At 67.7% G+C, this 19436-nt stretch carries 17 protein-coding genes and 1 pseudogene; 8 read left to right on the top strand and 10 right to left on the bottom strand.

The window, feature by feature from the left end; genetic code table 11:
* Together ELQ90_RS16190 and ELQ90_RS16195 are read right to left on the bottom strand one after the other, a co-directional pair.
* On the bottom strand, positions 1-1695 hold a 1695-nt coding region (locus ELQ90_RS16190), incomplete at its 3' end, for a purple acid phosphatase family protein (protein WP_133425027.1).
* Between the two features lie 38 nt (positions 1696-1733).
* Positions 1734-3863 (bottom strand): purple acid phosphatase family protein, encoded by a 2130-nt coding sequence (locus ELQ90_RS16195; RefSeq protein WP_128496345.1) that lies wholly within the window; start codon positions 3861-3863, stop codon positions 1734-1736.
* A 496-nt stretch (positions 3864-4359) separates the two neighbouring features.
* Between ELQ90_RS16195 and ELQ90_RS16200 the strand changes: the two genes are divergently transcribed.
* The 6 genes from ELQ90_RS16200 to ELQ90_RS16225 are packed head-to-tail and all read left to right on the top strand — an operon-like array spanning position 4360 to position 12217.
* Positions 4360-5937 (top strand): ABC transporter substrate-binding protein, encoded by a 1578-nt coding sequence (locus ELQ90_RS16200; RefSeq protein ID WP_128496346.1) that lies wholly within the window; start codon positions 4360-4362, stop codon positions 5935-5937.
* A complete protein-coding gene (locus tag ELQ90_RS16205; protein WP_128496347.1) occupies positions 5934-6914 on the top strand; it encodes an ABC transporter permease in 981 nt (326 codons plus the stop codon). The genes ELQ90_RS16200 and ELQ90_RS16205 overlap by 4 nt, the downstream gene beginning before the upstream one ends.
* Complete coding sequence (locus tag ELQ90_RS16210) at positions 6911-7837, top strand: ABC transporter permease (RefSeq protein WP_128496348.1); 927 nt, start codon at positions 6911-6913, stop codon at positions 7835-7837. Before ELQ90_RS16205 ends, ELQ90_RS16210 begins: the two co-directional genes overlap by 4 nt.
* Complete coding sequence (locus ELQ90_RS16215) at positions 7834-9576, top strand: dipeptide ABC transporter ATP-binding protein (RefSeq protein ID WP_128496349.1); 1743 nt, start codon at positions 7834-7836, stop codon at positions 9574-9576. The genes ELQ90_RS16210 and ELQ90_RS16215 overlap by 4 nt, the downstream gene beginning before the upstream one ends.
* On the top strand, positions 9573-11585 hold the full coding sequence (locus ELQ90_RS16220; RefSeq protein ID WP_128496350.1) for a CocE/NonD family hydrolase: 2013 nt from the start codon (positions 9573-9575) through the stop codon (positions 11583-11585). Before ELQ90_RS16215 ends, ELQ90_RS16220 begins: the two co-directional genes overlap by 4 nt.
* Positions 11582-12217: a TetR/AcrR family transcriptional regulator gene (locus ELQ90_RS16225; protein WP_243696232.1), complete on the top strand. Its 636-nt coding sequence runs from the start codon at positions 11582-11584 to the stop codon at positions 12215-12217. The genes ELQ90_RS16220 and ELQ90_RS16225 overlap by 4 nt, the downstream gene beginning before the upstream one ends.
* A gap of 34 nt (positions 12218-12251) precedes the next feature.
* Here the strand turns inward: ELQ90_RS16225 and ELQ90_RS16230 are convergent, their stop codons facing one another.
* The 5 genes and pseudogenes from ELQ90_RS16230 to ELQ90_RS16245 all read right to left on the bottom strand — a co-directional run bounded on the left by ELQ90_RS16230 (position 12252) and on the right by ELQ90_RS16245 (position 15486).
* Positions 12252-13289: a lactonase family protein gene (locus tag ELQ90_RS16230; protein WP_128496351.1), complete on the bottom strand. Its 1038-nt coding sequence runs from the start codon at positions 13287-13289 to the stop codon at positions 12252-12254.
* A 192-nt stretch (positions 13290-13481) separates the two neighbouring features.
* Positions 13482-13643 (bottom strand): hypothetical protein, encoded by a 162-nt coding sequence (locus ELQ90_RS16730; protein WP_166409136.1) that lies wholly within the window; start codon positions 13641-13643, stop codon positions 13482-13484.
* 16 nt (positions 13644-13659) lie between these two features.
* A complete protein-coding gene (locus ELQ90_RS16235; protein WP_128496352.1) occupies positions 13660-14184 on the bottom strand; it encodes a hypothetical protein in 525 nt (174 codons plus the stop codon).
* Between the two features lie 61 nt (positions 14185-14245).
* Positions 14246-14584 (bottom strand): annotated as a pseudogene (locus tag ELQ90_RS16240) (DUF445 family protein); the annotation flags it as partial.
* Positions 14585-14688: 104 nt separating this feature from the next.
* Complete coding sequence (locus ELQ90_RS16245) at positions 14689-15486, bottom strand: SDR family NAD(P)-dependent oxidoreductase (RefSeq protein ID WP_128496353.1); 798 nt, start codon at positions 15484-15486, stop codon at positions 14689-14691.
* Between the two features lie 85 nt (positions 15487-15571).
* On the opposite strand from ELQ90_RS16245, the gene ELQ90_RS16250 reads away from it, so the two are divergent.
* Positions 15572-16417 (top strand): helix-turn-helix transcriptional regulator, encoded by an 846-nt coding sequence (locus ELQ90_RS16250; protein ID WP_128496354.1) that lies wholly within the window; start codon positions 15572-15574, stop codon positions 16415-16417.
* A 342-nt stretch (positions 16418-16759) separates the two neighbouring features.
* Here ELQ90_RS16250 and ELQ90_RS16255 read toward each other — a convergent pair whose 3' ends face one another.
* From ELQ90_RS16255 to ELQ90_RS16265, 3 genes are all read right to left on the bottom strand, one after another.
* Entirely contained in the window at positions 16760-17077 is a 318-nt protein-coding gene (locus ELQ90_RS16255; protein WP_128496355.1) for a hypothetical protein, read from the bottom strand.
* A gap of 171 nt (positions 17078-17248) precedes the next feature.
* A complete protein-coding gene (locus tag ELQ90_RS16735; protein WP_166409138.1) occupies positions 17249-17584 on the bottom strand; it encodes a CE1 family esterase in 336 nt (111 codons plus the stop codon).
* A gap of 195 nt (positions 17585-17779) precedes the next feature.
* Positions 17780-18859 carry an NAD-dependent epimerase/dehydratase family protein gene (locus ELQ90_RS16265; RefSeq protein ID WP_128496382.1) on the bottom strand — a complete coding sequence of 360 codons (1080 nt, stop codon included), beginning with the start codon at positions 18857-18859 and terminating at the stop codon, positions 17780-17782.
* 37 nt (positions 18860-18896) lie between these two features.
* Between ELQ90_RS16265 and ELQ90_RS16270 the strand changes: the two genes are divergently transcribed.
* The gene (locus tag ELQ90_RS16270; protein ID WP_128496357.1) at positions 18897-19364 is read left to right on the top strand and encodes a MarR family winged helix-turn-helix transcriptional regulator; all 468 of its coding nucleotides are present in this window, start codon (positions 18897-18899) and stop codon (positions 19362-19364) included.
* Positions 19365-19436: the final 72 nt, after the last annotated feature.

The raw sequence follows: 19436 nt of genomic DNA on the forward strand, positions 1-19436 counted from the left end.
GAGAAGCTCCTCCTCATCATCGATCCCCACATCACGGATGTTCTCAGGCAACGTGATCGTCCGCGTCACCTCATCCGTATCGACGTTCACCTCGCTGATCGTGCGCCGGTTCTGGTCCCCGAGGTAGAGGCGATCCTTCGACTCGGAGAACGCCGATCCGGCGGGCAGCGCCGCGTTCGACTTGTTGACGGAGTCGATCGCACCGGTGACCTCGTAGTCGACCGTCCCGGTCGGCTCGCCGGGCTCGGTCGGGTCCGTTGGATCCGTGGGGTCGGGGTTCGGCTCGCAGCCCAAACACGGGCCGGGGTTCGACGGGTCGATCTCCTGAGGCGGAGTGTCGTCCGTCACTGCTTTGCCTGCATCGTTCTTCACGATCGTGAGACCGTCGAAGTACACGCCGTCGGCGGTACGGGACTCGTACCGCATGGTGTCGCCCGAGACGTCGATGAGCTGGTAGAGCTCGACGTTGCCCTGCAGCTTCTTCAGATGGGCATCGTTCTCGATCCAGAGACGCGGCCCCGTGTTGGAGTACATCTTCGACCCGACCACCGAGACCGCGTACACCGGGCCGTCGTAGTTGAGGTCAGGGTCCCAACTCGTGGGGTTGTCCTTCTCCGCATCGTTCGAGTTGCCTCGGCCGTAGTTGTGGTCGTGGCCCTGCAGGACGAGGTCGACGTTGTTCGCCTCGAACAGGGGCAACCACGCCTCACGGATGGCGCGGTTGTTGCGCCCCTCATCGAGCGAGAAGACGGGGTGGTGGAAGAAGACGACGGTCCACTTGTGCGGGTTCGACTCGAGCGTCTCCTTCAGCCACTCGGTCTGCACGGCGAGAACCGCAGCGTCCGTGATGTTGCTGTTGAGCGAGATGAAACGCACGCCCTGGTAGTCGTTGTAGTAGACCGTGCCATTCAGGAGCTCCTCGATGTGCCCCGTACCGGTCGGTCCGTTGTCCGGGTAGGCGAACTGGGCTTGCCACTGCGTCGACAGTTCGGCACCCTCGTATTCGTGGTTGCCAGCCGCCGCCAGGAAGTTCTGCGTGCCGAACTGGTAGCTGGCGGCGTCGAACACCTCTCCCCACTGCGAGTCGTCGTTCGCGTCGTTGATCAGGTCGCCGGCCTGCAGCACGATCGACGCGTCGGGGCGGTCTCGGAACGCGTTGCGGATGACGCGCGAAGCATCCGACTTGATGCCGTTCTGCACATCACCGAGATAGATGAACGAGAACGGATCGGCACTGGCGGACGCCGTCGTGAAGTGCTGCCACTCGCTGAAGTTCGTGCCGTCTCCCACACGGTACTGGTACTGGGTGTCGGGAGTCAGACCAGTGAACTCCACCGTGTGGAACGACTCGTCGTAGTGCTCGGTGGTGACGTCGCTGTTCTTCGTCGCGTTCACCGTCGTGATGCCGCCGGGGTACGGCGTTGCCGTCGCGGTGCGGATCTCGGCCTTTGCGCTCGTGACCCCGCGGGAGGTGCGCCAGGTCACCGCCTGGGTGGTGGACAGGTCATCGGCTGGAGTCAACACGATTCGATCGGGAACGACCGACGGCCCGTGCTGCGCGCTCGGCGCGGCGGCGGCGGCGGATGCCGCCGTACCGGGCGACATCACCGGGGAGAAGAGGGAGGCCGCGACGACCGCGACGGCGATGCCCGCCAGCATCCGCCTCCCGCGACGAGGCGTGGACGATTTCGTCATGGACTGACGGCCTTTCTGAAACGATCGAGACGAGATATTCACGCGGCACCATCCGTGGGGCGGCGACGAACGTAGACGAACAGGAGGGTGAGCACGCCGAGGAGCAGTGCCCCACCGGCGATGGCGACGGCGATGCCGACTCCTGCTACACCGGTGACCGCGAGATCCTTCTCGCCGGTGGGCTCAGAGCCGGGCGACAGCACCGTGATGGCCGCCTCGACCGTCGCGCCGGACTCGAGGCCCCTCACCACGATTGTGTGTCCACCGGGTGCGACGCCCGCGGGGATGTGCGCGGTGAAGAAGTAGCTGCCCGCATCGTCAGCTGTCGGGAAGCCGAGTTCGATCGGGTCGGAATGCAGCGTGACCTCCAGGTCTTCGTTCGGCCAGAACCCGTCACCCTTCATGCTGAGGCTGTCGCCTGCGGCGATCCCGGTCGCTGAAAGCTCGATCGTGGGATTCGCCACCGGCTTGTCCGTCGGTTCGGGTTCGGACGTCGGCTGCGTGGTCGGCTCGGGGCTCGTCGTCGGCTCCGGACTCGTCGTCGGCTCCGGACTCGTGGTCGGCTCCGGACTCGTGGTCGGCTCCGGCGTCGTGGTCGGCTCCGGCGTCGTGGTCGGCTCCGGCGTCGTGGTCGGCTCGGGGCTCGGCTCGGGGCTCGTCGTCGGCTCCGGGGTCGGTGTGGGCTCGGTGTCGTCACCGGGCACGACGGGCGTCGGCCGCTCGGGGGCTCCGATGTCGGCCCTCGTCGACCCGGGGCCAGACGGCCAGGCTGCGGTCTCGTCGGTCACGAGCTTGTCGCCGTCGTCCGACTTGGTGATGGTGAAGGCGTCGAACAACTCGCCGGTCACCGTGTGGCTCTCCACGTGCATCTGGCCGTCGATCACATCGACCGTCTGGTACATCTGGGTGTCACGGTTCACGCTGCGCAGGTGCGCGGCGTTCGCTGTCCAGTTGTTCGACTCGAGTGGGTCGGGAACGTACATCTTCGGGCCCGCGACGCTCACGAGGTAGACCGGACCGGTCTGGCTCGTCTCCGCATCAGCACCTTCTGGGAGGTTCTGCTCGTTCGAATAGAGGTTGCCGCGACCGTAGGCGTGGTCGTGGCCCTGCAGGACGAGGTCGACGTTGTGCTTCTCGAAGATCGGCAACCAGGCGTTGCGGATGCTGGCATTGTCGCGCCCGGATGTCACCGAGAAGATCGGCTGGTGGAACGAGACGACGCTCCAGGTGTTCGGGTTCTCCGAGAGAACGCGCTCCAGCCAGGCCGTCTGCGCATCGAGCTGAGCGCCGTGAGCCATGTTGGCGTTCAACGTGATGAAACGCACACCCTGGATGTCGGTGTAGTAGACGTTCTCGTCGAACGCCTGCTTGATGGCGTCGGTGTCGGCCGGGCCGTTGCGCGGGTACTCGAACTGCGCACCCCAATAACGGGTGAGGTCGGGACCCGGGTAGTACTCGTGGTTTCCCGGTGCCGCGATGATGTTCATGTAGGCGTTCGAGAAGCCGGCCGCGCCGAACCATTCGCCCCACTCCGCGTCGGCGACGTCGGTGTCGATCAGGTCGCCGAGGTGGAGGACGGCCTTGGCGTAGGGGCGAGCCTCGGTGGCGGCACGGAATGCGCGCGAGGCGTAGGACTTCACGTCGTTCTGCGCGTCACCCTGCACGATGAACGAGAAGGGTTCTGCACCTTCCGCGGTGGTCTCGAACTCGAGCCACTCGCTCCAGGTCTCGCCGTCGCCGACCCGGTACAGGTACGCGGTCTTCTCGGCCAGGCCGGTGAGCGTGGCCGTGTGGTACTTGATGGTGTAGCCGAGGTCGGTCGCAAACTCGGTGGTACTCGCGGCGGCGACCGTCGTCGACGCCGTTATGGGCCCCTTCGTCATGTCCGCGAGCTGAATTTGGGGGCTCGTGACGTCGACGGAGGTTCGCCACGAGACGTTTTGCGTCGCGAACGGAGTCGCCGTCGGAGTGAGGATGATGCGGTCGGGCACCGCGGAGGCCACATGCACGAGGGCCGGGTTGACGGGAGGAGGGTTGAGCCCAGCGGCGGCGAAGGCGATTCCGCCTCCGATACTGGCCAAGGCGACGGCCGCGGCGATGCCGCCGGCCGTCAATGCTGTGCGGGGACTGACACGCCTGATGGCGCGCGTGAGCTGATCGCTCTTCATATCGAGGGACGTCCTTTGGGAGAGACGGCGGGGCCGGTTACGGGGTGGCACGCGTTCGGTTCGCGGGCGACGCCGATCACGCTATCGGCGCATATGCAAGCCCCCGGAGGTGCGCCGCAGAATTCACGGGGCGTTCATCGGGCACGGTTCTCCGGGGGTCCAGCGGTGCAGAATCGTCGCCGTTCGTTCACCCGAGGTCGAGAATCAGTTGGCCTCGCGGACACTCCGGACGTGTCATCGACCGGTTGAACGATTTCACCTCTCCACGGGACCGGTAGTCCTGCCACGACGTCGGTGCACCCGCGCGAAGGTAACGACTGCATTAAGCCTCACGCCGAACGATCGTGCACGGGCACCCCCGCGCATCCGCGTGGACGCGCGGATCGGGCCGGGCAGGGCCTCGGCCGAACACGCCGGAACGACGTCTGGCGAACTGGCCAGGCTCGAGCATCTCCCTTATCGTTCACGTGAACGACAACATGGAAGGTCGTCCCGTATGACACCGCTTGTCCCCGAAACGAGCCGGCGCACGGTTCTCGTCGGCGCAGCCGGGCTCGCCGGTCTCGGTCTGCTCACCCTCGCGGGGTGCGCCCCCGACCGACGCACCCCCACGATCCCCCAGGCCGCCGCCACCGGAACCGCCGCCAGAGGCGGCCGTCTGCGTATCGCCCGCCCCGCCGCCTCGGCCGCAGAGACCCTCGACTCCGCCAGTTCCCTGTCGGCCTACGAGTACCTCGGCGCGCTCTACAACCGTCTCGTGAGGCTCGACGAGAGCGGCGTCACCGTTCCGGACCTCGCCGAGGACTGGTCGGCCAACGCCGACGGCACCGTCTGGACCTTCGCGCTCCGCGACGGCGTCCGCTTCCATGACGGCCGCCGGTTCACGGCCGCCGACGCGATCTACTCGATCGACCACATCCTCGACCCCGCCACGGCCTCTCCGCAGGGCGAGGTGCTGAGCGCCATGATCGGTCCCGGCGGCATGAGCGCGCCCGATCCCCTCACTCTTCGCATCGAACTGCTCACGCCCAACGCCGAGTTCCCCTCGCTCCTCACGGCGTACCAGTGCTACATCATCCCGGAGGGCAGCGCCGCCGAGATCGGCCGGACCGGCATCGGTACCGGCCCCTTCCGGCTGTCCTCGTTCGAACCCGCCGGAACCGGCAGCATCGAAGCGTTCGACGACCACTTCGCCGGTCGCCCCGTGCTGGACGGCATCGACTTCTACTCCATCCAGGACACCACCGCGCGGGTCAACGCTCTCCTCGCCGGTCAGATCGACCTGATCTCCCAGACCAACCTTGACTACGCCACGGCACAGGTGGTCTCCGCCTCGAGCACGGCCACGGTCGCCCGAGCGCCCGACGCCCAGTGGTACACGATCCCGATGCTGTTCACGAGCGACGAGTTCTCCGACCCGCGCGTCCGACAGGCGATGAAACTCGCCTATGACCCGCAGACGATCGTCGACACGGCTCTCCAGGGCACCGGGTCGCCGGGGTGGGACAACCCCGTACCGCCGAGTCAGGCCGTGTTCCTCGACGAGCAGCGCGAGTACGACCCGGAGAAGGCGCGTTTCCTCCTCAAGGAGGCCGGGCGCGAGGGCCTGCGCACCGAGATCTTCACCTCGAGCTACGAGTCGGTGTTCACACCCCTGGCCGTCGCGTACCGCGACGCCGTGAAGGACGCCGGCATCGATCTGGTCGTCCGCAACGCGTCGGCCGACTCGTACTACACGCAGATCTGGATGCAGAAGCCGCTCATGGTGAGCTATTGGTTCACGGGCCGCCCGATCGACCAGCTCCTCAACCAGATCTTCCGGACGGGCTCGTCGTACAACGAGAGCGCCTGGTCGAACCCCACCTTCGACGGTCTCCTCGACGCGGCTCGCGCCGAGATGAACGACGACCGCCGCCGCATGCTCTACCAGGACGCCCAGCGCATCGTCGTCGAGGACTCCGCCGACATGACCCCGATGTTCGGCGACCGGCTCGTCGGGCTCTCCCGGAACGTCGTCAACTACGCCGAATACGGCTTCGAGTTCGACTACCTCTCGATCGGACTCCGCGCATGAACGCCTCGATCGCCCCCACCGTGCTCCTCGTCCTACGGCGGCTCGCCACCGCGCTGCTCACGGTGCTTCTGGCCTCCCTCTTCGTCTTCTTCGCCGTCCAGGCCCTCCCCGGTGACGTCGCTCAGCAACTGCTCGGACAGGACGCGACGCCCGACGCGGTGGCCGCGCTGCGCGAGACGCTCGGACTCGACCAGAACGTGTGGCTGCGCTACGGGAACTGGCTGCTCGGCTCGGCCACGGGAGATTTCGGGATCTCGCTGGTCAGCGGTGAACCCGTCGGACCGGACCTGCTCGTCGCGTTCCGCAACAGCATGCTCATCGCGGTTCCCGCGATGGTCGTCGGAGTCGCCCTCTCGCTCACGCTCGGCGTCATCGCCGGCGTGCGCCGCGGGCGCCCGAGCGACCACACGATCTCGCTCGTCAGCCTCATCGTCATGAGCGTGCCCGAGTTCATGGTCGCCACGATCCTCGTGCTCCTCTTCGCCATCGCGATCCCGGTCTTCCCCGCCGTCGTGCTCCGCGGCGACAGTGCTACGGTCGCCGAGCTCCTGCCCGCCGTCTGGTTGCCCGCGATCGTGCTGACGCTCGCGATGGCCGCGTACATCGTGAGGACGGCCCGCTCGTCCACCATCGATGTCATGGCGAGCGAGTTCGTGACGACCGCCGAGCTCAAGGGCCTCACCACCCGCCAGGTGGTCTGGCGTCACGCGGTGCCGAGCGCCCTGCTGCCGACCCTCAACGTCGTCGCGCTCAACGTCGCGTGGCTGCTCGGCGGCGTGGTCGTCGTGGAGAACGTCTTCAACTACCCCGGCATGGGCAAGCTCATGCTGGAGTCCGTCTTCAACCGCGATCTCCCGACCATCCAGGCGATCGCCGTCGTGAGCGCGCTCGTCTACGTCGTGTGCAATCTCGCGGCCGACCTGATCGCGCTCGCCCTCGACCCGAGACTGCGCACCCGACGGAAGGCCCGCTCATGACGCGCTCGACGACCGACGCCACCGGAGCCGCCGTGAACGCGGGACCCGGGGGGCTCCCCGGGCGGATCCGCGGGGTCGCGACCTCCCTCACCAGCAGCCTGAGCGGCTCCGCCGCCCTCACGATCGGCCTCGGCCTCATCGCGGTGCACGTCGTGCTCGCGGTGCTCGCTCCCTGGATCGCCGGCCACGACCCCGTCGCGACCGACTCGACCGTGGCCCTCACCGGTTCGACGTGGACGCACTGGCTCGGCACCGACCAGTACGGTCGCGACATCCTCTCCCGCACGCTGAACGGCGGCCGCTACGCACTGCTCGTGACGTTCCTCGCCACGACCATCGCCGTCGGCATCGGGACCGTCCTCGGGTGCATCACCGCCTACGCCGACAACTGGTTCGACGAGGTCGTCATGCGCATCGTCGACGCCCTGCTCGCGGTGCCCTCGATCCTGGCGCTGCTCGTCGTCGTCACGGTCTTCGACTCGGGACTCTGGGTCATCGTGCTCGCGGTCACCGTGGTCTACGCTCCGGCGGTCACCCGCGTCGTCCGTGGCGCCGCACGCACGATTATCACGCAGGATTACGTGACGGCCGCCCGCGCACGCGGCGAGAAGCCGCTCAGCATCGTCTTCCGCGAGATCCTGCCGAACGTCATGGACGTCGTACTCGTCGAGTACGCGATGCGTGCCTCCTGGATCGTGCTGCTCATCTCGACGCTGTCCTTCCTCGGCTTCGGCGCGAATCCGCCGACTCCCGACTGGGGGCTCATGGTGCAGGAGAACCGCACAGCCCTCACGGTCGCGCCGCTGGGCGCTCTGGCACCCATCGTCGCCCTCGCCACCCTCGTCATCGGCTTGAACCTCAGCGCCGACGGACTCAGCAAGTCGCTCGGCATCGACCGCGCGCAGAAGGGAGCCGTCTCGTGAGCTCCGCACCCAGCCCCGCTCCCGCGCAGGTCGACGTCCAGGCCGACGCCGTCGTCCAGGTCGACGATCTCTCCATCTCCTACGCCTCCGGGCGACGGGACGTACCTGTCGTCCGCGGTGTGAGCCTCTCCATCCGGCCCGGTCGTGCGCTCGGGCTCGTGGGCGAGAGCGGGAGCGGCAAGTCGACCGTCGCCCGCACCCTGCTCGCGCACCTCCGGCGCGGTTCGCGCATCGTGGGCGGCCGGGTGACCGTCGCCGGCTCCGACGTCTTCGCGCTCGGCGATCGCGAGCGCCGCGCACTGCGCGGCGGCACCGCGGCTCTCGTCGCCCAGAACGCCGGCCAGGCGCTCACCCCCTCGATGCGCGTCGGCCGGCAGCTGCGCGAGGCGCTCGAGAGCCACGGCCTGCCGGGCGGCCACGAGCGTGTTCTCGAACTCGTTCGGCATGTGCGTCTGCCCGACCCGGAGACCATCGTCGAGCGCTACCCGCATCAGCTCTCCGGTGGCCAGCAGCAGCGCATCGCCATCGCGATGGCGATCGCCGCCCGACCCCGGCTGCTCGTCCTCGACGAGCCGACGACCGCGCTCGACGTGGTGACGCAGGCCGCGGTCCTCGAACTCGTCCGCGACCTCTCCGTCGAGCTCGAGATGGCGATCCTGCTCGTCAGTCACGACCTCGGCGTCGTCTCGGCCATGGCGGACGAGATCGCCGTCATGCGCGACGGCGTCATCGTGGAGCACCGCCAGACCGCCGAGCTGTTCGCGGACCCGCAGCACGAATACACACGCGAGCTGCTCGCGAGCGCGCCCCGCACGTCCGCGACCGGACTGTCGGCCGAACGAGGAGGTGGCCGTGCGTCCGCTCCCCCACCCCCGCTCGTCACGGCGGCGGACCTCGTCGTCCGGTACGCGCGCTCCCTCCCCCCGGCCGTCGACGCCGTCTCTTTCGCGATCGGCGCGCAGGAGACGCTCGCCGTCGTCGGGGAATCGGGCAGCGGCAAATCGACCCTCGCGACGGCGATGGCCGGCCTCATCCCCGCGGAATCGGGCACCTTCACATTCCGCGGCGACGACGGCATCGAGGGCGACCTCACCCGGCCCGTCGCGCGACGCTCCCTCGACCTCCGACGCTCGGTGCAGCTCGTCTTCCAGAACGCGGACACGTCGCTGAACCCCCGGCGCACGGTCGGCGCCGCGATCGCGCGACCGCTCCGGCTCTTCACCGGCAGCACCTCGCCAGACCGCGTCGCCGAGCTGCTCGAGGAGGTCGGCCTCACGCCCGACTTCGCGAGTCGACTCCCGGCGCAGCTCTCCGGCGGCCAGCGCCAGCGCGTCGGCATCGCGCGCGCCCTCGCCGCCGGCCCCGAGCTCATCATCGCCGACGAGATCACGACGGCCCTCGACGTCCGTGTCCAGGCCGGTGTGCTCGACCTGCTCACGGACCTGCGTGACGAGAAAGGGCTCGGCTGCCTCTTCATCAGCCACGATCTCGCGGTCGTGCGGGGTGTCGCGGACCGCGTCGCCGTCATGACGGGCGGGCGCTTCGTCGAGATCGGGTCCACCGAGGACGTCTTCAGCGGACCGAATCACCCGTACACGCGGCAACTGCTCGACGCCACTCTCGATCCGGGCACCACAGTGTTGCGCGGCGTCGACGACACAACGCGGACGTGGCGAGACGCCGACGGGTGGGACGACCTCGGCGACGGACACCGAATCCGGCGATGGGAGAGCGCATGACACACCGTGCCCTCCACGACGTCACGGTCCGCGACCAGTGGATCCCGATGCCCGACGGCACCCGACTGCACGCGCGCATTTGGGCACCCGCCATCGATCGACCCGTGCCCGTGCTGCTCGAATACCTGCCCTACCGCCTCGACGATTGGACGGCACCCCGCGACAGCGAACGTCACCCCTGGTACGCCGCCCGGGGCTACGCCTCCGTCCGCGTGGACATCCGTGGCACCGGTTCGTCGGACGGTCTCTTCGTCGATGAGTACTCGGCGGAGGAACTCGACGACGGGATCGCGATCATCGAGTGGTTGGCCGCCCAGCCATGGTCGACGGGCGCGGTCGGAGCGTTCGGCATCTCGTGGGGCGGATTCAACGCGCTGCAGCTCGCCGGCCGCGCCCCCGCGGCTCTCAAGGCGATCGTGACCGTGTGCTCGACCGACGACCGCTACGACAACGACGTGCACTACATCGGCGGCGCCGTGCTCGGGATCGACATGGCCGCGTGGGGCGGAACGATGTTCGCCTTCAATTCGCGGCCTCCGCGACCCGAGATCGTCGGGGCGGGCTGGGTCGAGCAGTGGCGCGATCGCCTCGAGCACGGCCGGCCGATGACCCCCGTGTGGCTCTCGCACCAGGAGCGCGACGACTACTGGCGGCACGGCAGCGTCTGCGAGGACTACGGCAGCATCCAGGCCGCCGTCCTCGCGGTCGGCGGGTGGGCCGACCCGTATCGCGACGCGGTGCTGAGGCTCGTCGAGAACCTCGACGCACCGGTGAAGGGCATCATCGGCCCGTGGTCGCACCAGTATCCGGATCGCGGACTCGCTCCCGGTCCCGGGATCGGTTTCCTGCAGGAGACCCTGCGGTGGTGGGACCGCTGGCTGCTCGACGACGCGAACGGCGTCGAGGACGAGCCGGCCCTCCGCGCTTGGATCAACGACTCGGAACCACCGGCGACCTACTACGCCGAGCGGACCGGCCGCTGGGTCGCGGCAGAGGCCTGGCCGTCGGCCGTCACGGAAACGCACGTCGTCCCGCTCGCCGACACCATCGGGGGTGAACGCGGGCCGGTCGTCGTCCGGTCTCCGCAGAGCACGGGCCTCGATGCCGGACGGTTCTTCCCCTTCGGCAACGCCACCGATCTTCCGCCGGACCAGCGCGCCGAGGACGGACGTTCGGTGTGCTTCGACGTTCCCGTCGAGGAGCCGTTCGACGTTCTCGGTTCCGTCGCCGTGACGCTGGCCCTCACGAGCGACGTGCCGCACGCCCACGTCATCGTGCGATTGTGCGACGTCGCCCCGGACGGCAGCTCCACCCTCGTGACCCGTGGCGTCCTCAATCTCGACAAACGGCGCGGTCGCGAGCGTGCGGACGCCCTCGAACCGGGCGTCGAGGAGTCGGTCGCCGTGCCCCTCGTCTCCACGGGCCATCGGTTCCCGCCCGGCCATCGTCTGCGGATCGCGGTGTCGTCGGCGTACTGGCCGTGGGTCTGGCCGCATCCGGTCGAGGCGACCCTCACGCTCGCTCCGCAGCGCAGTTCCGTCTCCGTGCCCGTGTGGACGCGCTCGACCGACGACGGCGTGGTCTTCGAGCCTGCCGAACACGCCGAACCGCTGGCCATTCGCCGACTACCTGCGCCCGCAGCGCTCCCTCAACGCAGCGTCTCGCACGATGTCGAGACGGGTGAATGGGTACTCGACGTCGATCCCGGTTATGGCGGCGGCCGCGCCTACCCGGACGGCCTCCTGTTCACGGAGGACAGCCGGGAGACCTATCGCATCGTCGACGGAGATCCCCTCTCGGCATCCGCGGAATCACGCTGGGCGATCGGTCTCGAGAAGTCCGACTGGCGAGCGTGGCTCGAGACCACCTCACGAGTGACGGCCGACGCCGACACCTTCCGCATCATCAATACGGTGCGCGCCTGGGCGCGCGACGGAGGGCCGGACGCGGAGGTCGTGCTGGTCGCGGATCGCCGTTTCGACGACGTCGTGCCGAGGACGTCCGCGTGACGGGCACAGGCGACACCGTCGGTTCCGGTTCGCAACGCCGGAAGCCCGAGATCCGCCGAGCGCTCATCATCGAGGCGGCGCGCGGCGTCATCCTGCGCGAGGGCCTCGGCGCCACGCGTCTGCGCGACATCGCACTCGAGGCCGGCGTCTCGGTCGGCACCGTGACCTATCACTTCGAGAGCGTCGCCGAGATCCTCAACGAGGTGGTCGTCGTCGAGACTGCTCGCTTCTACTCGTCCATCATCGAAGCCGTCGACGCGGAACTGGACCCCGTCATCGGGGTGCGGATGCTCGTGGAACCGCTGTTCGACGACACCGAGGCCGTCGGCGACCACTGGCGGCTGTGGTCGGACTATTGGACGGCCGTCGCCCGCAAACCGGCTGTCGCCGCTGAGTACGTGGCGCGTATCCGGGTGTGGGAGGCATGCCTCACCCGGACGCTGCGTCGAGGAGTCGAACAGGGGGTGTTCGCGGTGGACGACCCCTCTGGTCTCGCTCTCAAGCTCGCCGCCTACAGCGACGGACTCGCGACGCAACTCTCGCAGCACGCGCCCGGTCTCACGCCGCGGATCGCCCTCGACTGGATGTGGCGCTTCATCCAACTGGAGACCGGCGCCCGCGTCGACGTGTGAGCGCGGATCGGTGGCAGCACGCAGGCCGTACCGGTCACACGAATCTCACCCAGTTCGCGCCGCGGCCCGTCTCCGCCTGCTGCAGCAACTGCAGGCGGTCGCCATCGGCGGCGTAGAGCGACACGGTCGTCGAGAGTTCACCCGCGACGACGATGTGCGCGCCGTCGGGGCTGACGGCGAAGCCGCGAGGCTGGGGTTCCGTGGCGACGAACTCTCCCGATGACCTGAGCGAACCGTCCGCCGCGAGGGCGGCGGAACTCAGCGTGGCCGCGGTGCGCTCGGACGCCCAGATGCGGTGTCCGCCGTCGGCGAGCTGCAGGTCGGCACCCCAGATGAGGTGCTCCTCGCGCGGATCGGCACCGAATCGGCTCACGCTCAGTCCCTGCGTGGGATCGAACACGTCGGCACCGCCGTGGCGTTCGAGCGCGCCCGTCTCAGTGTCGCGCGCGTAGTGCAGCACCTGCCCGGTGAATTCGGTGTTCACGTAGACCGCGTCGTCGGCCGCATTCAGCACGAGGTGGCGCGGACCGCTGCCCGTCGGCGCCTCGACCGCGGGCGGGTCGAGTGGAGTGAGAGCGGCGTCGGCGCCGAGCGCGTACTGCGCGATGAGGTCGGCTCCGAGCGAGACGAAGTAGGCAAAGCGGCCGTCGGCGCTCGGGAGCACGGAATGCAGGTTCGGGTACTCGATGCGGGACACCGGCTCCCCCACCACTCCGTCCTCAACGATCGCGGTGATGCCGTAGCCGCCACCGTAGGAGGCGCCGAGAAGCACCGTGCCCGCGTGGGCCAGGGCGAGGTAGTTCATACCGCCGCCAGGCAGGTCTCGGCGGGAGACGACGGAGAGCGCGCCGCTCGAGCGATCGAGGCGCAGCGTCACGATGCCGGCCGACTCGCGCCCACCGCCCGGCTTGACCCCCGCATAGACGAGGTCTCGATCCGTGTCGACGACGAACGTCGACGTGCCAGCGAGATCGCCGGTCACCGCGAGACGCTCGAGGGAGTCGCCGACGAGACGGAAGGTGCTGATGCTGCCGTCGCCGGCGTTGGCGACGAGGACGAGGGAATCGGTCATGTCTCGATCGTAGACATCTCGCGGCCTGCTGCGCTGACCCTAGTCAGCCGAGCACGGCGTGCGCGATCGTGAAGATCAGCAGTCCGGCGAGTGCCCCGACGAACGCGTCAGCGGCCCCACCACCGCGGCTTCACGAGGAACGAAGAAGCGCGGGAGCCCAGGAACATCCTGTGCACTCCCGCGCTTCCCGAATCACTCGATGGGCGCGGAGCTGGACCGTCGGATTTTTCGGACGATCGCCACGACCGCAGCCGTTATCGCGGCCACGAGGAGACTCGCGATCGTGACAGTCAGTGGAACGTTGAGTGCGATTCCTTCGGTCACGTAGACGGGGTCGAAAGAGTTCGTGCTCATCGCGCCCTCCTTTCGGTTACGGCATGGTCCAGATCGGCCGTGCCCTGTTCTCGCCGACCTCAATGCTCAGGTACGTCGTCTGCGAGGAAACCGGCGTGGTTGCCGTTCCAGTGTATGTCGCTCCCGCGTTCGTCGACAGGCTCTCTCGAGCGACGAACTGGGAGCGAGTCGGGGTGGTGCAACTGTACGGGTAAATGCACGTCTGACCCGGGTTCTTGGTGCTGCGCAATTGATCGTTGTTCCCTCCCTGAACAAGGGTGTAGCTCGCGTAGAAGAAGTTCGTGACGAGGCCACCACCGCCCCGAACCAGACAGTTGTCGGCGTTCGAGTATCCGGAGCCGCTGCTCACTGAGCAGGACGTGATGTCGGCCATGGTGGTCATTTCGCCTGCGGGGGCCGCGACGGCGACGGTGCTCTGGATATCCGTGGGAGCCGCAACGACTCCGGGCGCGACCTGTAGATCCGCGATTCGCACGGAACCGTCCGCGAATGTTTCCGTCGTCCGCTCGAACACCCCGACGCGAGCCGTCTCGGTACTCACCGGTTCAGCTTTCGGCTGGAGGCTGAGCGGGACGACACCGCTCCACGTCCCCCCCCCCCCCCCCCCGCCGCAGGAACTGGGTCTCGACGAACTCGCCGAGGTTCCGGCCGATCTCGTCCTTGCGGTTCGGGATGATCGCCGTGTGCGGGATCGGGATGCCGAGCGGATGCCGGAACAGGGCGGTCACCGCGAACCAGTCGGCCAGCGCGCCGACCATGCCGCCCTCGGCGAACGCACGGATGTAGACGAGCGGCGGGTACCGCTCCTGCAGCACAAATGCGATCACGAAGAGCACCGCCATGAACACCAGCGCGCCGAGCGCGACCCCCTTCATCACCCGCAGCCCCCGGCGGCGCTCCTGGTCGGCGGGGGTTAGGAGGTGGGTTGGGGTGTGCGCCATCCGGTCATCCTCGCACGGGTCCGTTCGAACGCGAGCGTTCACCGTTCATGCTCGACCGGTCCCGTGACAACGGCCACCTTCCCGGGCGATTCGTCACGTCTGCGTCAGGCTCCGGCGCCGCCGTCAACGGGGAGGATTGCACCGGTGACCATCGAGGCGCGGTCACTAAGCAGCCACGCGGCGGCTTCTGCCACCTCACGAGGCTCGGCCATCCGTCCGAGCGGGGTGGCGGCGCTAATTGTCGCGATGATGCCGGGGCTGGCAGCCTCCCACTCCTGCATCATTTCGGTGTGCGTTCCGCCCGGCGTGAGCCCGTTGACGCGGATGCCGTCGGTGGCCCAGGTCGCGGCGGCGGTCTCGGTGATGCTGTTCAGCGCGCGCTTCATGGCTCCGTAGGCGGGCAGGTTGGGGTTCGCGCGACGACTGCCGATGCTGGAGGTGTTGACGATCGCGCCGCCGCCACTGCGGCGCATCAGCGCGGCCTCGGCGTTCATCGCCGTCCAGTGCGCGAGAAAGTTGACGGCGAACTGCTCGCTGATGTCCTCATCGGTCGTGGTGTCGAGGGGGCCGACCTGCTTTTGCGGGGTACCGGCGTTGTTGAAAGCGCCGTTCAGCCGTCCGTGGACCTGGTCAACGCGATCGATGGCGGCACGGATACTGGCCCGATCGGAGAGGTCGAGGGCGACGGCGTCTGCCATGCCGGCATTTGCGCGGATCTCGGCCACGGTGCTGTCGAGAGCGGTGGTGTTGCGGGCGGCAAGCACGACGGCGGCGCCCTCTGCCGCGAACAGGTGGGCGGCGGCCTTTCCAATGCCCCGGCTGGCGCCGGTGATGAAGATGACCTTGTCGGTGAGGAGACCGACCGACGCGGTGCCGGTGGTATGAGTGGTGTTGGTAGACATGCATTCAGCATCCCGTCTGCCTCCAACCGGAGGCAGACACAGGCAGTACCACTATCCGTCGGCCCAGGACGTGCAGACTTGCGCTATGAATCGGCACGAGCTCGGGGAGTTCCTTCGGAGCAGACGAGAACGCCTGCGGCCCGAGGACGTCGGTCTCTCGTCAGGGCCGCGACGACGCACACCCGGCCTGCGCCGGGAGGAGGTCGCCGTCCTTGCACACATCTCCACCGAGTACTACGTCAGGCTGGAGCAAGGCAGGGCGCCGAAGCCGTCAGGCGAGGTTCTGGCGGGGATCGCCGAAGCGCTGAGACTGACCGACGGCGAGTCCGATCACCTCCACCTTCTCGCCGGCACCGCGCCGACTCGTACCCGCACACACCGGCGCGATGTCCGTCCGAGCATCCTCGCCCTCCTCGAACGGCTCCCGCAGACTGCCGCCTTCGTGATGTCGGCCTCCTTCGAGGTTCTCGCGTGGAACGACCTCGCCGCAGCTCTCATGGGGGACTTCGCCCACATCTCCGAGAAAGACCGAAATCTGGCCCGCCGAGCGTTCCTTGAATCGCGACGGGCCGGCACGGCGTCGGTCGGGAACTCTGAGTCCACGGAGTTCCGGCACCACGTTGTCGCAGGTCTCCGAGCTGCTCTCGCCCGATACCCGTCGGACCCCGCCGTGACGAATCTCGTCGGCGAGCTCCGCCGCGCGAGCCCCGAATTCGCGGGGCTCTGGGAACGGCATGACGTGCAGCCCGCCGCGATGCTCACGAAGACTATCCGCCATCCCGCCATCGGCGACGTTACGGTCGATTGCGACATGCTCACGCTCACGGATCGCGACCAGCACCTTGTGCTCTACAGCGCGCCCCATGGGTCGCCCGCCGCGGAAGCCCTCTCACTCCTGAATGTGCTCGGCACCGATGCCGAGATCGTGTGATCCAGTCCACCCTGGAGCCGTCCGGATCGGAGAAGACGAACGTTTCAGATCCGGCGCTCGAGCTGGATGCCGACACGTGTCCCCGTCCTGCGCGGGAGTCGTCGAGGCGCAACCCGCGGTGCATACCGTGCTCCGACCCCGCATTTTTGACCTTGTTCACGTTCCCGAGATCAATCCGGACGATATGACAAGAAAGCCGATCAAAAGAACGCTGGACCGGGATAACGCCGGGGAAGAGGCGTAAGAGCGCATCGCATCGGTCGGCACCCTTCAGACCCGGATAGCACGTTCTGGAGCAGACGGTCCGGGAGGTGATTGGCCGGTGGGCGAACGACGATCCATTTATCGTTCGGCAGCGATGAAGTCCCAGATCTCCGTCGGCGCATCCACGTCGAATGTGCTCGCCCCGAAAATGCGCCCGAAGCCTTGAATCCTGGTTGGGACGACATGGCCACCGCCTTCGATGATGTACTGACGAACCGGGGCCTTGCCGGGTTCCCTGAAGTCAACGACAGACACAGACGTCTCCCCGGATTCATCACGGTGCGCCAAGGCGTGGGTTGATGCTTCCGCTGAGATGCCGTTGGATCGCACAAAAGCCTGGGTGGTCTCTGCCGCGGAGACCACGTTGCCTCGCGGGGAGAATCCGAAGATCGTCACCGGACCTCCTTCGAAAGGCGAGATAGGGTCTGCCGTCCCAGACATCACCACAGTAGGAACGTCGGAACCCACGTCCGAGCAGAGATTGTTGTCCGCAGTGGGAATATTGGCTGAGATAAGCGCCAAGCCGCGCAACCTCTCCGGCGCTTCTGAGGCAAGCCGGAGGGCCATCTACCCGCCGTTGGAATAGCCAACGGCGAAGTAGCGGTCGGCAGACGTCCCGTAGCGGTCAGACATTTCCGCCACGATGTCGTTGATGAATCTGACGTCACTCACATTCTCTTGGCGCGCGGGTGTTGCCGCGAGTTCTCGGCAGTCGTTCCAACCCTGCCCGTACCCGTCCGGATAGACGACGACGAATCCGCGGGCGTCTGCGAGCTGATCGAACTCGAAGCCCGTAGCAGTCCGGATGGTCTCGCCACTCTGGAACGATCCGTGAAGAACCACCAATACAGGCGCATCGTCCGGCACATCAGCTGGCACGTAGGAGAGATAGGTGCGCGACATTCCGTCCACTTGGAGCGCCTCGTGACCGAGTGACCCAGACAGAGCGGGCTCGGCCACCGAGGGCGCGGGTACCAGATAGAGGTATGCGCCACCGATGAGGGCGACCCCTGCGACGAGAACGCTCGCCACTGCGAGTAGGGCCCGGCGCAGCCACGGGCGTCGTGAGGATCTGGGCTTGGTCATGAATCGCCGGTTCTAACGGGCAGCCTTGGACGACGATGCTTGATCCGCATCGAGGCGTGGCATCGCAGCCAGAGCGGCGGCCGTGTCGAGCACGGTCTCCTCGGCTGGCCGGGGGTGCCAGTCCAGGATGTTCCGCGCCTTACTGCCATCGACCGATGTCTGCTTGCCGAGGTTGAGTCGGAGTGATGCCATCTGCGGGTTGAATCGTCCGAGCATCTTGACGACGGTGTCCGGCATGTTCTTGGTCGGTACTTTGCGGGAGATTTCTGGAGCTTTCTCGCGCAGAATCCGGGCCATGTCCCGCCACCACAGCCAGTCCCCCGACCCGATGAAGCGCTCGCCGGCCGCGAGAGGGCTGGTCATCGAGAGGAGATGGAGGGTCGCGATGTCGCGGACGTCAACGACGTCCCAGCCGATGCGCGGCACAGCGGGCAAGCCGCCGGTCAAGAGGCGCCGAACGAGCTCCACAGAGCCCTCCTTACTGGGTGCACCCGGAGGAGGACCCTGCATGAACGTGGGAAGCACCGTCGACAACTCGAGCCCCGTCTCGTTCGCGAGTCGCCAGGCATCGCGCTCCGCGAAAATCTTGGAGTCGTTGTAGCGACGGGCGGGTGTGCCTGACGGGGCCGCCCACACCGTCTCGACCCCATACGGGCGTGGATCGTCGGAGATCGCCGCGACGGCCGATGATGTGAGTACGGCCCGCTTGACGCCAGACCGGGCTGCCGCGCTGAGTACCCTCGCGGCCCCCTCACGCGCGATCCGGATCAGGTCCTCTCCTCCGCTGAACCCCAGCGGGGATGCGGCATGCAGAACATAGTCAACGCCCGCGACGGCGTCATCCCATCCCTCCTCGGCGAGCAGGTCGGCGGTGACGAACTCGACCGACGAGGCCCTGTCTTCACCGACGTGCTGAGCAAGCGCCGCCCGAACCTGAGTCCTTCGCGCCGGGTCGCGAACCGTGGCGCGCGCCGCGTATCCCTGTTCCAGGAGCCGAACGAGCAGCCAACCTGCCAGGTACCCTGTGCCGCCGGTCACCAGTACCGTCCTGTGGGCCTGAGTTCCTGCATTCACAACATCCTCCAAACTCATTGAATTATTCATTGAGTTTGGAGCGTATCATGGGTCTATGGCATCGACTTCTCCATCGCATGGCGATCAGACGGCGCCCGCCGACGCAGAGCGAACGGCGGAGATGATCCGCATCCTCCTGGGCCTCGCCGACGCGGCGCAGGCGGTGGTGGCCGACGTGCTGGCCGAATTCGATGTGACGGCCTCGGCTGCCGGCGTGCTGTGGGCCCTGGCCCCGGGCGGCGAACCGACCACGCTGCGTGAGATCGCCGGGCGTCTGCGATGCGACCCGTCTACCGTCAGCCTCACGGCCGACAAGCTGGAGAGCTTAGGCCTCGTCGTGCGGCAGCCTCACCCGAAGGACGGTCGGAAGCGTACGCTGATCTTGACGGACCGCGGATATGAACTCTGGGACGCGATCAGCACAAGACTGCACGGTGCCCGCCTGTTCACCGGGCTCGACACGAGCGAACGGGATGCGCTCTACGGACTCCTGGCACAAGTCCAACTTCCTCAGCAGCCGTAGGCCTTCCTCAGCAGTCACAGGCAGGCCGGGACCCGCGCACCGCAATCCATCTTTCCGCCAGCGCCGGGATCC

Origin of the sequence: Labedella phragmitis, from assembly GCF_004078635.1 — a bacterium.
Taxonomy (GTDB): domain Bacteria; phylum Actinomycetota; class Actinomycetes; order Actinomycetales; family Microbacteriaceae; genus Labedella; species Labedella phragmitis.

What these genes read in the sequence shown, in the direction of transcription:
- ELQ90_RS16195 (WP_128496345.1), bottom strand. Translation starts at nt 3,863, where the DNA reads ATGAAGAGCGATCAGCTCACGCGCGCCATCAGGCGTGTCAGTCCCCGC.
- ELQ90_RS16230 (WP_128496351.1), bottom strand. Translation starts at nt 13,289, where the DNA reads ATGACCGATTCCCTCGTCCTCGTCGCCAACGCCGGCGACGGCAGCATC.
- ELQ90_RS16205 (WP_128496347.1), top strand. Translation starts at nt 5,934, where the DNA reads ATGAACGCCTCGATCGCCCCCACCGTGCTCCTCGTCCTACGGCGGCTC.
- ELQ90_RS16735 (WP_166409138.1), bottom strand. Translation starts at nt 17,584, where the DNA reads ATGTCGCGCACCTATCTCTCCTACGTGCCAGCTGATGTGCCGGACGAT.
- ELQ90_RS16210 (WP_128496348.1), top strand. Translation starts at nt 6,911, where the DNA reads ATGACGCGCTCGACGACCGACGCCACCGGAGCCGCCGTGAACGCGGGA.
- ELQ90_RS16270 (WP_128496357.1), top strand. Translation starts at nt 18,897, where the DNA reads ATGGCATCGACTTCTCCATCGCATGGCGATCAGACGGCGCCCGCCGAC.
- ELQ90_RS16250 (WP_128496354.1), top strand. Translation starts at nt 15,572, where the DNA reads ATGAATCGGCACGAGCTCGGGGAGTTCCTTCGGAGCAGACGAGAACGC.
- ELQ90_RS16265 (WP_128496382.1), bottom strand. Translation starts at nt 18,859, where the DNA reads ATGAGTTTGGAGGATGTTGTGAATGCAGGAACTCAGGCCCACAGGACG.
- ELQ90_RS16220 (WP_128496350.1), top strand. Translation starts at nt 9,573, where the DNA reads ATGACACACCGTGCCCTCCACGACGTCACGGTCCGCGACCAGTGGATC.
- ELQ90_RS16245 (WP_128496353.1), bottom strand. Translation starts at nt 15,486, where the DNA reads ATGTCTACCAACACCACTCATACCACCGGCACCGCGTCGGTCGGTCTC.
- ELQ90_RS16200 (WP_128496346.1), top strand. Translation starts at nt 4,360, where the DNA reads ATGACACCGCTTGTCCCCGAAACGAGCCGGCGCACGGTTCTCGTCGGC.
- ELQ90_RS16730 (WP_166409136.1), bottom strand. Translation starts at nt 13,643, where the DNA reads ATGAGCACGAACTCTTTCGACCCCGTCTACGTGACCGAAGGAATCGCA.